At 37.6% G+C, this 15544-nt stretch carries 11 protein-coding genes and 2 pseudogenes; 11 read left to right on the plus strand and 2 right to left on the minus strand.

What is annotated here, in order from left to right; translation table 11 throughout:
- Positions 1-2 precede the first annotated feature (2 nt).
- The 3 genes from QM818_RS05810 to tarQ are packed head-to-tail and all read left to right on the plus strand — an operon-like array spanning position 3 to position 3546.
- Entirely contained in the window at positions 3-1022 is a 1020-nt protein-coding gene (locus QM818_RS05810) for a hypothetical protein (RefSeq protein WP_261038655.1), read from the plus strand.
- A 32-nt stretch (positions 1023-1054) separates the two neighbouring features.
- Positions 1055-2509, plus strand: coding sequence for an O-antigen polysaccharide polymerase Wzy family protein (locus QM818_RS05815; RefSeq protein WP_261038658.1), 1455 nt, complete (start codon positions 1055-1057; stop codon positions 2507-2509).
- Complete coding sequence (gene tarQ, locus QM818_RS05820) at positions 2509-3546, plus strand: teichoic acid biosynthesis protein TarQ (RefSeq protein ID WP_414300020.1); 1038 nt, start codon at positions 2509-2511, stop codon at positions 3544-3546. Before QM818_RS05815 ends, tarQ begins: the two co-directional genes overlap by 1 nt.
- 73 nt (positions 3547-3619) lie before the next feature.
- On the opposite strand, the pseudogene QM818_RS05825 reads toward tarQ, so the two are convergent.
- A pseudogene (locus QM818_RS05825) lies at positions 3620-3970 on the minus strand (transposase); the annotation flags it as partial.
- On the opposite strand from QM818_RS05825, the pseudogene QM818_RS05830 reads away from it, so the two are divergent.
- A pseudogene (locus tag QM818_RS05830) lies at positions 3953-4559 on the plus strand (transposase); the annotation flags it as partial. The pseudogenes QM818_RS05825 and QM818_RS05830 sit on opposite strands and share 18 nt — an antisense overlap.
- 77 nt (positions 4560-4636) lie before the next feature.
- Here QM818_RS05830 and QM818_RS05835 read toward each other — a convergent pair.
- Entirely contained in the window at positions 4637-6121 is a 1485-nt protein-coding gene (locus tag QM818_RS05835) for an oligosaccharide flippase family protein (protein ID WP_261081374.1), read from the minus strand.
- A 124-nt stretch (positions 6122-6245) separates the two neighbouring features.
- On the opposite strand from QM818_RS05835, the gene mecA reads away from it, so the two are divergent.
- The 7 genes from mecA to QM818_RS05870 all read left to right on the plus strand — a co-directional run bounded on the left by mecA (position 6246) and on the right by QM818_RS05870 (position 15397).
- Positions 6246-6983, plus strand: a complete 738-nt coding sequence (gene mecA, locus QM818_RS05840; protein WP_261081373.1) for an adaptor protein MecA — start codon at positions 6246-6248, stop codon at positions 6981-6983.
- A gap of 151 nt (positions 6984-7134) precedes the next feature.
- Complete coding sequence (locus QM818_RS05845; protein ID WP_261081372.1) at positions 7135-8421, plus strand: homoserine dehydrogenase; 1287 nt, start codon at positions 7135-7137, stop codon at positions 8419-8421.
- 1 nt (position 8422) lies between these two features.
- Positions 8423-9292 (plus strand): homoserine kinase, encoded by an 870-nt coding sequence (gene thrB / locus QM818_RS05850; protein WP_261081371.1) that lies wholly within the window; start codon positions 8423-8425, stop codon positions 9290-9292.
- A 258-nt stretch (positions 9293-9550) separates the two neighbouring features.
- Positions 9551-10489: a peptide-methionine (R)-S-oxide reductase MsrB gene (gene msrB, locus QM818_RS05855; RefSeq protein WP_261081370.1), complete on the plus strand. Its 939-nt coding sequence runs from the start codon at positions 9551-9553 to the stop codon at positions 10487-10489.
- 60 nt (positions 10490-10549) lie between these two features.
- On the plus strand, positions 10550-12274 hold the full coding sequence (locus tag QM818_RS05860) for an ABC transporter ATP-binding protein (RefSeq protein ID WP_049511057.1): 1725 nt from the start codon (positions 10550-10552) through the stop codon (positions 12272-12274).
- A 1-nt stretch (position 12275) separates the two neighbouring features.
- On the plus strand, positions 12276-14024 hold the full coding sequence (locus QM818_RS05865) for an ABC transporter ATP-binding protein (protein ID WP_261081369.1): 1749 nt from the start codon (positions 12276-12278) through the stop codon (positions 14022-14024).
- Between the two features lie 113 nt (positions 14025-14137).
- Positions 14138-15397 carry a TRZ/ATZ family protein gene (locus QM818_RS05870; RefSeq protein WP_078238287.1) on the plus strand — a complete coding sequence of 420 codons (1260 nt, stop codon included), beginning with the start codon at positions 14138-14140 and terminating at the stop codon, positions 15395-15397.
- The last annotated feature ends 147 nt before the right edge of the window (positions 15398-15544 follow it).

Raw genomic sequence — 15544 nt, forward strand, 5'->3', positions numbered from 1 at the left:
TTATGGATAAAATAATAATTCCTATGAGTTATATGGGAAGTGGATCCTCAGCTGTGACAGATTTATTAAGAGAATATGAAGGAATAAACACGAAAAATTCAGACTTTGAATATGTATTTTTACATGCACCTGATGGATTATTTGATTTAGAGTATAAATTGCTTTATAATAACAATGTTATTAGGAGTGATGAAGCTGTAAAGAGTTTCAGAAAACTTATGAAAAAATTGTATATTTATGGTGGTTGGGGAATTGCTAATTATAAAGAAAAAATTTCCCAAAATTTCATGAATATAGTAGATAGTTATTTAGATTCGATAATAACGAGTAAATATCGTGGAGTATGGTACTATTATCAAAAACCATCAAAAATAGCTTGGTTTATAAGAATTATAAAGAGAGTTATATTTAAAAAAACTGCAAAATTAAAACAAGTACAATTAGAAATGAGTATGGTATCTTCGGATGACTTTTATGAAAAAAGTAGACAGTTTATTGTTGATGTTATAAAACAAATATCCGATACAGAAGAGAATATAGTACTAGACCAACTTTTATTACCTCATAATCTTAATTTAATAGATAATTATAAAATTGATGGATTGCTTCCAATAATTGTTTCAAGAGATCCCAGAGATGTATTTATCATGAATAAATACTTTTGGAAGCCAAGAAATCAAGAGGTGCCATACCCAACAGATGTTAAGACATTTTGTAATTATTACAAAATGATGAGAGAAAATGAGAAAAAAACAGAGACTTTAACATTAAGATTAAATTTTGAAGATTTAGTTTTACATTATGAAGAAACAAAAGAAAAAATAGAAAACTTCATAGGTATAGATTGTATCCATCACAAAGAAAAATTTAGGTATTTCAATCCGAATATATCTGTGAATAATTTACAAGTTTACAATAGAGATGTTAATTATATTCCGGAAGTAGAGGTTATAGAATCAGAACTATCGGAATACTTATATAATTTTAAGAATGATGTTATTTCTAATGGGGATGTATTTTAAGTTAGTACACATAGGAATGAGGTGATTATTTGATAATAGAATGGAAAAAATTGTATTATTTAATTACGCTATTTAGCTATACTATAACTATTTTTTTAGGAATTATATATATATATGATGACTCAATTGTAACCTTATTGTTAACTTTAATTATGCTTATTGTTAGTAGTACTTTATATTGTTTTAACAATATAAAGTACTATATAATCCATCTTATTTTTTACATTACAATATTTCTTTTTTTGGTTTCTAGACCAACAATCGATTATTTTAAATATGGACTAATAAATACTTATCAGGAAGATGTCTATAGATTTTCATTTTTGGCTGTTATTGTTTCTATTATTGGCATAACTATAGGAGGTCTTTTAATTTCTAAAAGAGAAAACAAATTAAAAGAAGAGATTAAAGCCCTCAAAAATAAGCGATTTATAGATAGTGTACGGAAAGTATCGTTATCAGTATTTTTGTTCTCGTATCCATTTTACTTAGTAAGAATAATCGAAAGATTAATGTACAGATTAAATGTTTCATATTATGAATATTATGCTGATTTCAAAAGTGAGCTACCTTATTTCACCTATACATTATCAACGTTTGTAGTTTATGCTATGTGTATATATCTAGCTACAAAACCAAATAAACGCCATTCTACGATAGTGTTAGGCCTCTTTGTTACTGCAAATGTATTCAATCTTTTAATAGGAACAAGAAACCCATTTGTACTAAGTTTGATTTTTTCATTTGTTTATTTTTTTGTGAGAAATCAGACAGAAAAAGGTGTTTGGATAGGTGTAAAAGAAAAATCTATGCTCTATATAGGGACACCTATCATGATGCTTATTATGGGCTTCTTGAATTATGCCCGTGATGGACAAGGTATTGGGAATATGAGTATAGCTGAGTTATTGGTGGATTTTATCTACAAACAAGGTACAAGTTTTGGTGTTTTAGCCAGAGGATACTTGTATGGAAGTAATTTACCGATAAAAGAGTTTAGAAATTATACATTTAGTCCTATAATTGAGTATATCACCAGAGGGAATTTAGGAATTTTATTTGGTGGAACTCCCTTTACTAGTGCTAATAATAGTCTAGAATTAGCTCTTGAAAGTGACAGATACGCTCACAATATTTCGTATATTGTTTTGAAACAGGATTATTTGGCAGGTCATGGCATAGGTGGAAGCTATATAATGGAAATGTATACTGATTATGGAATGCTTGGACTATTTCTGTTGAGTATTCTAATGGGGATAGGTTTCATATTTATGATAAAATCAGCTTATAAATCCGGAGTACTATTATTCAGTATTACGTTATTAATTTTAAATAATCTATTCTTTATGCCGAGAGGAGGCTTTACAGAGAGTTTCTTTAATTTAGTTACATTGCAATATTGGGGAATTGTTTTTGTTATATTTTTTGCAGCAACCCTAATAGAAAGAAAAGTAAAATACACAGTTAATAATAAAGGAGATATATAATGTTTGATAATTATTCGATTGCAGATTTATTTGCAAATATTTATAAGAGAAGAGTATTAAATCTAGTTTCACTAATAGTTTTATTTCTTTGTTTAGCTATTCCATACTCTTATAAAGTACTTACAACAAAGTCTGTTGTAAAGGATACTAGTAATTATTCTAGTTATCTTTCGTATAAAATCATAGCGCCAGAAGTTGAAACTAAAACTCCTAATAGTAACACGATTGGAGGATATAGTGATTTCTATGGACGTTTAATTCAATCCAATTTAAATGGAGCTTATTTATTCAATGACCAGTCAGAATCAGATATGAAAAAAATTGCATCAGAATTAATGACATCTGAGGTTACACTTAAAAACTCAAATTTTGATTTTTGGAACAAAAAGATAGAAGTAAATTATTTATTAAATAATGCAGGGATTACAGTGAAAATATTAACACCAAGTAAATTGGCGAATGATATTATTGAACAGAAATTGGATTATTTGATTGATAAATATAAACAGACATACTCTGGTGTCACAATTGAAAAATTGGGGACAGTTTATTCAAAAGAACTTGAAAAAAATGACATAGAATCTGGAGTAAATAAAGTTACGTTATTCATTCGTGTGATTATACTCGGAATTGGGGCTCTGTTTTTAGTAATATTTGTTAACGTAGTAGCGTATATCTTTAATCCAACTATTAATAGAGCTGGAGATTATGAAAAATATGGTATAGATTTTGTAGTGAAATTAGATACTGTAGCTAATTTTAAAGATGTTATACAATATAAGAATGGAAATAAGAACTTATTAGTTATAGCAACAAATAAAAATGTTTTTGATAAATTTTCTAAGCAATATGCTAAAGCCTTGCCAGAAAATATTGTCATTGGAAATATAAATAACATTAAGTCTGTATTAGATTCTGACAACATTTTATTTGTAGAAGAGTATGGTATAACTAGATATAAAAACTTTGAAGAACAGCTCCAAGTAATTAAAAACCTAAACAAAAATGTTCTAGGTGTGGTCACATATAATTTGTAGATTATGTCAAATTAAAGGAAAGTATGACCTTGAATTGTCAGCTCTATGCTATTTGTAGTGGGTTGAAGAAAAACTAAAATCGAGAAAGGACACATTTCGTCCTTTCTTTTTTGATATTCAGATCGATAAAAATCCGTTTTTTGAATTTGTAAAAGTTCCGAAAACCAAAAGCATTTCGTTTGATAAGTTTGATGAGATTATTGATCGCTTCTAATTTAGCGTTGGAATAAGGTAATTGGAGTGCGTTGACAATCTTCTCTTTGTCCTTGAGAAAGGTTTTAAAGACAGTCTGAAAAAGAGTATGAACCTGTTTTAGCTTGTCCTCAATAAGTCCAAAAAATTCCTTATTCTGAAAGTGAAAAAGTAAGAGCTGATAGACATTGTAGTGGTGTTTCAAGTCTTCTGAATAGCTCAACAGCTTTTCCCAAATGAAAAAATTGTACTTGATTGCTTTCACATTGTACAACATCTCAGACGTGCTATGAGTCGTGTCCGTGTTCAAATCATGAACCAATTCGATAGAAAATCCCATGAATACAAGGCTGTCAAGCACTACTGGAAGCTCATCCAGCAGGATAGTCGTAAGCTGAGTGATAAACGATTTTATCGCCCTACTTTTCGCTCACACTGGACTAATAATGAGATTCTCGAAAAGCTCCCTGCATACTCTCAAGAACATAGAGAGAGGTATGAACTCTATCAACTATTACTATTTCATTCCCAAGAGAAATAAACAAACCATTTTTTTGAATTGATTGAAGAAACGATTTCTTGTGTAAATCCTATTTTTCAAACTGTTTTTAAAACCTTTTTGAAAGATAAGGACAAAATCATGAACGCACTGGAGCTGCATTACTCAAACGCGAAACTAGAGGCTACTAATAACATCATTAAGGTCATCAAGTGCAATACTTTTGGCTTCCGGAACTTTAAAAACTTCAATTAAAACTAGAATCCTCATCGCTTTGAACATCAAAAAGGAGAGAACCAAGTTGGTCCTCTCCAGATTATAACTTTTCATCAACCCACTACAGTTGACAAAGAGACAAAAGAAGTCGCTTTTATTGAAAATTTACTAATAACATAATGATTAGTTGGTTGTTTTTTTAATCTTACTTAGTATAAGATTTAGGGCATAGTGGAGTGTTTTATCTTTTGTGATAAAGAGTGTTAAGAGGTAGTAAATAGTACAACCTACAATGGTAGAGAGAACCATGAGAATCATGTTCAAAGTTACTGTATAAGACGTTATTTGAAAGAGCGTTTTAAAAGTTAGGTAAATGGGAATAAATCCTAGTGAGACAATGCTATAGCGCATAAGAAATGTGAAAATTTCTTTCAATTTAAGTAACTGATATTTTTTGATAAAGTGAATTTCAAGTAGAACGACTATGATTTCTGCACTTATAGTAGTGACGAGATAGTATACTGGTGAAAATATATTATTGAAATACAAGAAGCAGTTGAGTAGGAAATTTAATCCACCACCAATAAAGTAAAAGGCAGTTAGACGATTTTCGTGATTATTAATAAATATAATTTGTCTACCCAGAATCAACTCAATGGCCCAGATAACACTTCGAAAAGCAAAAATGCTAGTAATGATTCCCGCCTCAAGATATTTTTCAGAAGAATAAATAACGGTTGCATAACTTCCTAAAATCATAATTCCAATACTTGTTGGAATTATGAGGAAATAGAAAAATGATGCTGTTTGATTCACAAGAGATCTATAGGAATTGTAATCTTTTTTTCCAAGATAGTAGCTGAGACGTGGAACACTTACGTTTATAGCTCCACCTAGGACACCAGCAATTAACATAACGATGTTGGAAGCGATCGCATAATAAGAAATGTAGTTTTCATCAGGTCCATTGGTTATGAATATTCTATCGAGCAGGCCATAGAGCATACTGGAATTTGCTAATAGCAGCATAGTAAAGAGAGGCTTAGATTCTTTGGTTAATTCCACAAAACTAATCTTAACGAATGAAACTTTTCTCTTGATCCAAAGAAAACTAAGTAGATAATTTAGAATAGTGGTGGTACTCATGACAATGGCATAAGGAACAATATCATCTGCTGTTTTTACAAAGGTGAAGATTCCAACTAACATAGAAATCCGGATAATTAAGGTCTTATATAGGATGAAGGCATAGTTTTCATAAGCCTCGTTCATCCATTCGATATTGAGGAATTGGAAGAGTGCCTGTGCACCTAAGATATAGTAGAGAACTTTAAGATTTTCAATGCTGGTGTCAAAAAAGATAATAAGGAAGTAGATACCAGTTGTCAGGATAGAAGTGAAAACAGAAATATAAAACAACTTAGAAAAGACATAGTTGATTTTATTCTTATCGTCCTTGACCTTACTGATAGCTCGAATCCCGTAGTTGTAGATTCCAAATGCGGCTAAAGGAATGACAAAGCTAGCCCAGGTATTGGCGGTATTGAAATAACCGTAATTGGATTTGCTGAGAATCCGTGTTAGATAAGGATTGGTTATCAGAGGAAAAACGATATTGAGAACATTGACTAGTAAGCTAGCCAGTGCATTAACTTTTATATTTTTCATTGTACTTTCTTTCTTGTATTGTAAAATGGTCTCTAGTATTATATCACATTCTCGCTTCATTCTTTTGATAAAATCGTAAAAATCTAGTATAATAGATAGAACTGAAAGTATGAGGTTACTAGCAATGAAAATGAAACAAATTAGTGATACAACTTTGAAAATCACGATGTCTTTAGAGGATTTGATGGATCGTGGCATGGAGATTGCTGACTTTCTTGTTCCTCAAGAAAAAACAGAAGAGTTCTTTTATGCTATCTTGGATGAGCTAGAGATGCCTGAGAGCTTTTTGGATACAGGTATGTTGAGCTTCCGTGTGACTCCAAAACCTGATAAGGTAGATGTTTTTGTAACCAAATCAAAGATTGACCAAAATCTAGATTTTGAAGACTTATCGGATTTACCAGATATGGAAGAATTGGCTCAAATGTCGCCTGATGAATTTATCAAAACTTTGGAAAAAAGCATCGCAGATAAAACCAAGGATGATATCGAAGCGATTCAATCTCTAGAGCAAGTCGAAGCTAAGGAAGAAGAGCAAGAGCAGGATGAACAAGGAGTTGAAAGTAAGAAAGAGCCTTACATCTATTACATCCTTTCTTTCGCAAAATTAACTGATTTGGTTGCTTTTGCCAAGACAGTGACTTTTGAGATGGAAACTTCTGAACTTTACAAGATGAATGAGCGCTATTATTTGACCATTTTAGTGGATATTGAAAATCATCCAAGTCCATATCCAGCTTGGCTCTTGGCCCGTATGCGCGAGTTTGCAGATGATAGTGACATCAGTCGCTCAGTCTTGCAGGAGTATGGTCAAGTCTTGATGAATCACGATGCGGTGATTAATCTGCAAAAGATTGGATAATCATTTTTGGAAAGCTATTTCCAGATTTTAAGAAGAGCGAATCGTTTGATTCGTTTTTTCTTTTTTAGACTGAAATAGTGATTTACTATAATAGGAATTTTCACAAAATTCTGTTATAATGGCTATATTAGAAAATTTCGAGGAGACAAACATGACAGTTAAAATTGCTTTACTAGGATTTGGTACCGTTGCAAGTGGCGTGCCTTTCCTTCTAAAGGAAAATGGAGAAAAAATCAATCAATCAGCACATTCAGATATCGAAGTTGCTAAGGTATTGGTCAAGGATGAAGAAGAAAAGAATCGCTTGCTTGTAGCAGGGAATGACTTTAACTTTGTAACCAATGTGGATGATATTTTATCAGACCAAGATATTACCATCGTAGTGGAATTGATGGGACGTATCGAACCTGCTAAGACCTTTATCACTCGTGCCTTGGAAGCTGGAAAACACGTTGTTACTGCTAACAAGGACCTTTTGGCTGTCCATGGTGCAGAATTGTTAGAAATCGCTAAAGCTAATAAGGTAGCACTTTACTACGAAGCAGCAGTTGCTGGTGGGATTCCAATTCTTCGTACTTTGGCAAATTCCTTGGCTTCTGATAAAATCACGCGCGTGCTTGGTGTAGTCAACGGAACTTCTAACTTCATGATGACCAAGATGGTGGAAGAAGGATGGTCTTACGACGATGCTCTTGCGGAAGCGCAACGTCTAGGATTTGCAGAAAGCGACCCGACAAATGACGTGGATGGGATTGATGCAGCCTACAAGATGGTTATTTTGAGCCAATTTGCCTTTGGCATGAAGGTTGCCTTTGATGATGTAGCCCACAAGGGAATCCGCAACATCACACCAGAAGATGTAGCTGTAGCTCAAGAGCTTGGTTATGTAGTGAAATTGGTTGGTTCTATCGAGGAAACTCCTTCAGGAATTGCTGCAGAAGTAACTCCAACTTTCCTTCCTAAAGCGCATCCACTTGCCAGTGTGAATGGCGTAATGAACGCTGTCTTTGTAGAATCTATCGGTATTGGTGAGTCTATGTACTACGGACCAGGTGCTGGTCAAAAACCAACTGCAACAAGTGTTGTAGCTGATATTGTTCGTATCGTTCGTCGCCTGAATGATGGAACCATCGGTAAAGACTTCAACGAATACAGCCGTGACTTGGTCTTGGCAAATCCTGAGGATGTTAAAGCAAACTACTACTTCTCAATCTTGGCACCAGACTCAAAAGGTCAGGTCTTGAAGTTGGCTGAAATTTTTAATGCTCAAGATATTTCCTTCAAGCAAATCCTCCAAGACGGAAAAGAGGGTGACAAGGCGCGTGTCGTTATCATTACACACAAGATTAATAAATCTCAACTTGAAAATGTCTCAGCTGAATTGAAGAAGGTTTCAGAATTCGACCTCTTGAATACCTTCAAGGTGCTAGGAGAATAAGATGAAGATTATTGTACCTGCAACCAGTGCCAATATCGGGCCAGGTTTTGACTCGGTCGGTGTAGCTGTAACCAAGTACCTTCAAATCGAGGTCTGTGAAGAACGAGATGAGTGGTTGATTGAACACCAGATTGGCAAATGGATTCCACATGACGAACGTAATCTCTTGCTCAAAATCGCTTTGCAAATTGTACCAGACTTGCACCCAAGACGTTTGAAAATGACCAGTGATGTTCCCTTGGCGCGTGGCTTGGGTTCTTCTAGCTCGGTTATTGTTGCTGGTATTGAACTAGCCAACCAACTGGGCCAGCTCAACTTGTCAGACCATGAAAAATTGCAGTTGGCGACCAAGATTGAAGGACATCCTGATAATGTGGCTCCAGCCATTTATGGTAATCTCGTTATTGCAAGCTCTGTTGATGGACAAGTTTCAGCTATCGTGGCTGACTTCCCAGAGTGTGATTTCCTAGCCTACATTCCAAACTATGAATTGCGTACTCGAGACAGCCGTGGTGTCTTGCCTAAAAAATTGTCCTACAAAGAAGCTGTTGCTGCTAGTTCTATCGCCAATGTGGCGGTTGCGGCCTTGTTGGCAGGAGACATGGTGACCGCTGGGCAAGCAATCGAGGGAGACCTCTTCCACGAACGTTACCGTCAGGACTTGGTGAGAGAATTTGCGACGATTAAGCAAGTAGCCAAAGAAAATGGTGCCTATGCAACCTACCTTTCTGGTGCTGGACCGACAGTTATGGTCTTGGCTTCTCATGACAAGATGCCGGCGATTAAGGCAGAATTGGAAAAGCAACCTTTCAAAGGAAAACTTCATGACTTGAAAGTTGATACCCAAGGTGTCCGTGTCGAAGCAAAATAAAGAATAGATGATAGGATGGGGAAACTCTCGACCAGAGGGCTTCCTATCCTTTTTTTGAAAAGAAGTTTATACTCAATGGAAATCAAAGAGCAAACTAGGAAGCTAGTCGCAGGCTGCTCAAAATACTGTTTTGAGGTTGTGGATAGAACTGACGAAGTTAGCTCAAAATACTGTTTTGAGGTTGCAGATGTAAGCTGACGTAGTTTGAAGAGATTTTCGAAGAGTATTAGTTAAAAACTTGATAAAGGAGAAATAAAGATGGCAGAAATTTATCTAGCAGGCGGTTGTTTTTGGGGCTTAGAGGAATATTTTTCACGCATTTCGGGAGTGCTAGCAACCAGTGTTGGCTATGCTAATGGACAAGTCGAAACGACCAATTACCAGCTGCTCAAGGAAACAGACCATGCAGAAACAGTTCAAGTGATTTACGATGAGAAGACAGTATCACTCAGAGAGATTTTACTTTATTATTTCCGAGTCATCGACCCTTTATCCATCAATCAACAAGGGAATGACCGTGGTCGCCAATATCGAACGGGGATTTATTACCAGGATGAAGCAGACTTGCCAGCTATCTACACAGTGGTGCAGGAGCAGGAGCGCATGCTTGGGCGAAAGATTGCAGTAGAGGTGGAGAAACTTCGCCACTATATTTTAGCTGAAGATTACCACCAAGACTATCTTAAGAAGAATCCTTCAGGTTACTGTCATATCGATGTGACCGATGCTGATAAGCCATTGATTGATGCCTCTAACTATGAAAAGCCTAGTCAAGAGGTGTTAAAGGGCAGTTTATCTGAAGAGTCCTATCGTGTTACCCAAGAAGCTGCTACAGAGGCTCCATTTACCAATGCCTATGACCAAACCTTTGAAGAAGGGATTTATGTAGATATTACGACGGGTGAGCCACTCTTTTTTGCCAAGGATAAGTTCGCCTCAGGTTGTGGTTGGCCAAGTTTTAGCCGTCCGATTTCCAAGGAATTGATTCATTATTACAAGGATCTCAGCCATGGAATGGAGCGAATCGAAGTTCGTTCTAGGTCGGGGAATGCTCACTTGGGTCATGTTTTCACAGATGGACCGCGTGAGTTTGGTGGCCTCCGTTACTGTATCAATTCGGCTTCCTTGCGTTTTGTATCCAAGGATGAGATGGAAGAGGAAGGATATGGCTATCTACTGCCTTACTTAAACAAATAAAACAGAGAGGGTGGGTACTTCCCACTTTCTTCATTTCCAGAATACGAATAGAAGGGATTTATGAAACACCTATTATCTTACTTTAAACCCTACATCAAGGAATCCATTTTAGCCCCCTTGTTCAAGTTACTAGAAGCTGTGTTTGAGCTCTTGGTTCCCATGGTGATTGCTGGGATTGTTGACCAATCCTTGCCCCAGAGAAATCAAGGACATCTCTGGATGCAGATTGGGTTGCTCCTTATCTTTGCAGTGATTGGTGTGGTAGTAGCCTTAATAGCCCAGTTCTACTCAGCTAAGGCTGCGGTTGGATTTGCCAAAGAATTGACAGGTGACCTCTATCGCCATATTCTTTCCTTGCCCAAGGACAGCAGAGATCGTTTGACCACTTCTAGCTTGGTCACTCGCTTGATTTCGGATACCTACCAGATTCAGACTGGTATCAATCAATTCCTGCGTCTCTTTTTACGAGCGCCTATTATCGTTTTTGGAGCCATTTTTATGGCCTATCGAATCTCAGCTGAGCTGACTCTTTGGTTCTTGGTCATGGTTGTCATTTTGACCATTGTTATTGTAGGGCTCTCTAGACTGGTTAATCCTCTCTACAGCAGTCTGAGAAAGAAAACGGATCAACTGGTTCAGGAAACACGTCAGCAATTACAAGGAATGCGGGTTATTCGTGCTTTTGGACAAGAAAAACGAGAGTTACAGATTTTTCAAACTCTTAACCAAGTCTATGCTAGATTACAAGAAAAGACAGGTTTCTGGTCCAGTTTATTAACACCCCTGACCTATCTGATTGTAAATGGAACTCTCCTCGTTATTATATGGCAAGGCTATATTTCTATTCAAGGAGGATTGCTCAGTCAAGGTGCTCTCATTGCCCTTATCAACTATCTCTTACAGATTTTGGTGGAATTGGTTAAGCTAGCTATGCTGATAAATTCTCTCAATCAGTCCTATATCTCTGCCAAGCGAATCGAGGAAGTTTTTGCTGAGGCTCCAGAAGATATTTATTTAGAATTAGAGAAAAAGCAAGTTACCAGCAATCAGATTTTACAAGTCCAAGAATTGACCTTTACCTATCCTGATGCGGCCCAGCCTTCTCTGAGAGACATTTCCTTTGATATGCAGCAAGGGCAAATCCTTGGTATCATCGGAGGGACGGGTTCTGGTAAATCAAGCTTGGTGCAAGTCTTACTTGGACTTTATCCAGCAGACAAGGGGAGCATTGACCTTTATCGAGATGGATCTAGTCCTAGTAATTTAGAGGAGTGGCGGTCTTGGATTGCCTATGTGCCCCAAAAAGTCGAACTCTTTAAAGGAACCATTCGTTCCAACTTGACTCTAGGTTTACATCAAGAAGTAAGAGACCAAGAACTCTGGCAGGCCTTGGAAATTGCGCAAGCAAAGGATTTTGTCAGTGAAAAGGAAGGACTCTTGGATGCCATAGTTGAGGCAGGAGGGCGAAATTTCTCGGGCGGTCAAAAACAAAGGCTGTCCATCGCACGAGCAGTTTTGCGCCAGACTCCGTTTCTCATCCTAGATGATGCGACCTCAGCACTGGACACTATTACTGAGTCTAAGCTCTTGAAAGCTATCCGAGAAAACCTGCCAAATACAAGTTTAATCTTGATTTCTCAACGGACTTCGACGCTTCAGATGGCAGACAAGATTCTCCTCTTGGAAAAAGGGGAGCTCCTAGCTATCGGCAAGCACGAGGACTTGATGAAATCCAGTCAAGTCTATCGAGAAATCAATGCATCCCAACATGGAAAGGAGGACTAGCATGAGACGACAAACTGCAAATCAAACATTCACACGTTTGGCCAAAGATTTAGCAAGTCATCCCTTCCTTCTTTTTCTAGCCTTTCTAGGAACTATTGCCCAGGTTGGTTTATCGATTTACCTACCAATCTTAATCGGACAGGTCATCGACCAAGTCCTAGTGACGGGCTCTTCACCAGTTTTTTGGCAGATTTTTCTCCAAATGATCTTGGTGGTCATAGGAAATACCCTTGTACAGTGGGTCAATCCTCTTCTCTATAATCGCCTAATCTTCTCTTATACCAGAGACTTGCGAGAGCGAATCATACATAAGCTTCATCGGTTACCGATTGCTTTTGTGGATCGTCAAGGAAGTGGAGAGATGGTCAGTCGTGTGACCACAGACATCGAGCAGTTAGCAGCTGGTTTGACCATGATATTTAACCAATTTTTTATTGGTGTCTTGATGATTTTAGTCAGCATTCTAGCCATGATTCAAATTCATCTCCTCATGACTCTTTTGGTCTTGCTGTTGACGCCACTGTCTATGGTAATTTCACGCTTTATTGCCAAGAGATCCTATCATCTCTTCCAGAAGCAAACAGAGACGAGGGGGATTCAGACACAATTAATTGAAGAATCGTTGAGCCAGCAGACCATTATCCAGTCCTTTAATGCTCAGGAAGAGTTTATCCAAAGGCTGCACGAGGCTAATGCCAATTATGCAGGTTATTCTCAGTCAGCTATCTTTTATTCTTCAACAGTTAATCCTTCGACTCGCTTTGTAAATGCGCTCATTTATGCGCTTCTAGCTGGAGTGGGAGCTTATCGTATAATGATAGGCTCTACCTTGACTATCGGGCGTTTAGTGACTTTTTTGAATTATGTCCAACAGTACACTAAGCCCTTTAACGATATTTCTTCAGTGCTAGCTGAGTTGCAAAGTGCTCTCGCTTGCGCAGAGCGTGTTTATGGAGTCTTAGAGAGTCCTGAGGTAGCTGAAACAGGCAAAGCAGTCTTGACCAGTGACCAAGTTAAGGGAGCTATTTCCTTTAAACATGTCTCTTTTGGCTACAATCCTGAAAAGATTTTGATTAAGGATTTATCTATTGATATTCCAGCTGGTAGTAAGGTAGCTATTGTTGGTCCGACAGGTGCTGGGAAATCAACCCTTATTAATCTCCTCATGCGTTTTTATCCCATTAACTCGGGAGATATCTTGCTGGATGGGAAATCCATTTATGACTATAGTCGCGCCTCTTTACGCCAGCAGTTTGGTATGGTGCTCCAAGAAACCTGGCTCAAGCAAGGAACCATTCATGACAATATTTCCTTTGGAAATCCTAAAGCCAGTCGGGAGCAGGTGATTACTGCTGCCAAAGCAGCCAATGCAGACTTTTTCATCCAACAGTTGCCACAGGGTTACGATACCAAGTTGGAAAATGCTGGAGAATCTCTCTCTGCTGGTCAGGCCCAGCTTTTGACTATTGCCCGAGTTTTTCTGGCTATTCCAAAGATTCTTATCTTAGACGAAGCAACTTCATCCATCGATACGCGGACAGAAGTGCTGGTACAGGATGCCTTTGCTAAACTCATGAAGGGGCGCACAAGCTTTATCATTGCCCACCGCTTGTCAACCATTCAGGATGCGGATATGATTCTAGTCTTAGTGGATGGCGACATTGTTGAGTATGGGAACCATCAGAAACTCATGGCTCGAAAGGGCAAGTATTACCAAATGCAGCAAGCTACAGCTTTTAGCTCTGAATAAGCCATTCTAATTTCGAACTCTTATAGATAAAAAAGTTGCCTTCGGGTGACTTTTTTGTTACAATAGCTAGAAAAATTATTCACTTTAAATTGTTTTTAGAAAAGGAGCCTGTAATGAAAGTCTTTCAGCATGTAAATATCGTGACTTGTGACAAAGATTTCCATGTTTATCTAGATGGAATCTTAGCCGTTAAGGATTCTCAAATCGTCTATGTTGGTCAAGAGCAGTCAGAGATTATAGAGCAAGCTGAGCAGATTATAGACTATCAGGGAGCCTGGATTATGCCTGGTTTGGTCAATTGTCACACCCATTCTGCTATGACCGGATTGAGAGGAATTCGAGATGATAGCAATCTCCATGAATGGCTCAATGACTATATCTGGCCTGCAGAAGCAGGATTTACTCCCGACATGACTACTAAGGCGGTTAAAGAAGCTCTGACAGAGATGCTCCAGTCAGGAACAACAACCTTTAACGATATGTATAATCCCAATGGTGTGGATATTGAACGGATTTATCAGGCAGTGAAAACTTCCAAGATGCGTTGTTATTTCTCACCGACTCTTTTTTCTTCAGAGGCAGAGACAACTGCTGAGACCATAAGCAGAACTCGAGCAATCATTGAAGAAATTATTGGATATAAAAATCCAAATTTCAAGGTGATGGTAGCCCCACATTCTCCCTACAGCTGTGATAGAGACTTGCTGGAAGAAAGTTTAGACATGGCAAAAGAGCTTGCTATTCCAATCCATATCCACGTGGCGGAGACCAAGGAGGAGTCAGGAATTATCCTGAAACGATACGGCAAACGCCCCCTCGCCTTTCTTGAAGAACTGGGTTACTTAGATCATCCGTCTGTCTTTGCTCACGGGGTCGAATTAAACGAGAGAGAAATTGAACGCTTGGCAACTTCTCAAGTGTCTATTGCCCACAATCCTATTAGTAACCTCAAACTGGCATCAGGGATTGCTCCTATCATTCAACTGCAAAAAGCAGGAGTAGCAGTCGGAATTGCGACGGATTCGGTTGCCTCCAATAACAATCTAGATATGTTTGAGGAAGGACGGACTGCAGCCCTTCTTCAGAAGATGAAAAGTGGGGATGCCAGCCAATTCCCAATCGAAACAGCCCTCAAGGCTCTGACAATCGAAGGGGCTAAGGTCCTAGGAATGGAAAATCAGATAGGAAGTCTAGAAGTCGGAAAGCAAGCAGATTTTCTCGTTATTCAACCACAAGGAAAAATCCATCTCCAACCCCAAGAAAATATGCTTTCTCATCTGGTTTATGCAGTTAAATCTAGTGATGTAGATGATGTTTATATTGCCGGAGAACAGGTTGTTAAGCAAGGTCAAGTACTGACAGTAGAACTTTAAAAGAAAAATCACGAAAAAATTGGTAAATTCGCAAACTAAGTTCCACCGCTAGTAGAAGTGGAAGTTAGTCTGATAAAAATCCTAAAAACCAGTGGAAATCCGTGTCAGGGTAAGTTCCACTGGTTTTACTAATGCTTGATTTCATCG

Origin of the sequence: Streptococcus mitis (assembly GCF_047464035.1) — a bacterium.
GTDB classification, from domain to species: Bacteria; Bacillota; Bacilli; order Lactobacillales; family Streptococcaceae; genus Streptococcus; species Streptococcus mitis_DX.

What these genes read in the sequence shown, in the direction of transcription:
- QM818_RS05810 (WP_261038655.1), top strand. Translation starts at nt 3, where the DNA reads ATGGATAAAATAATAATTCCTATGAGTTATATGGGAAGTGGATCCTCA.
- tarQ (WP_414300020.1), top strand. Translation starts at nt 2,509, where the DNA reads ATGTTTGATAATTATTCGATTGCAGATTTATTTGCAAATATTTATAAG.
- QM818_RS05835 (WP_261081374.1), bottom strand. Translation starts at nt 6,121, where the DNA reads ATGAAAAATATAAAAGTTAATGCACTGGCTAGCTTACTAGTCAATGTT.
- mecA (WP_261081373.1), top strand. Translation starts at nt 6,246, where the DNA reads ATGAAAATGAAACAAATTAGTGATACAACTTTGAAAATCACGATGTCT.
- QM818_RS05845 (WP_261081372.1), top strand. Translation starts at nt 7,135, where the DNA reads ATGACAGTTAAAATTGCTTTACTAGGATTTGGTACCGTTGCAAGTGGC.
- thrB (WP_261081371.1), top strand. Translation starts at nt 8,423, where the DNA reads ATGAAGATTATTGTACCTGCAACCAGTGCCAATATCGGGCCAGGTTTT.
- msrB (WP_261081370.1), top strand. Translation starts at nt 9,551, where the DNA reads ATGGCAGAAATTTATCTAGCAGGCGGTTGTTTTTGGGGCTTAGAGGAA.
- QM818_RS05860 (WP_049511057.1), top strand. Translation starts at nt 10,550, where the DNA reads ATGAAACACCTATTATCTTACTTTAAACCCTACATCAAGGAATCCATT.
- QM818_RS05865 (WP_261081369.1), top strand. Translation starts at nt 12,276, where the DNA reads ATGAGACGACAAACTGCAAATCAAACATTCACACGTTTGGCCAAAGAT.
- QM818_RS05870 (WP_078238287.1), top strand. Translation starts at nt 14,138, where the DNA reads ATGAAAGTCTTTCAGCATGTAAATATCGTGACTTGTGACAAAGATTTC.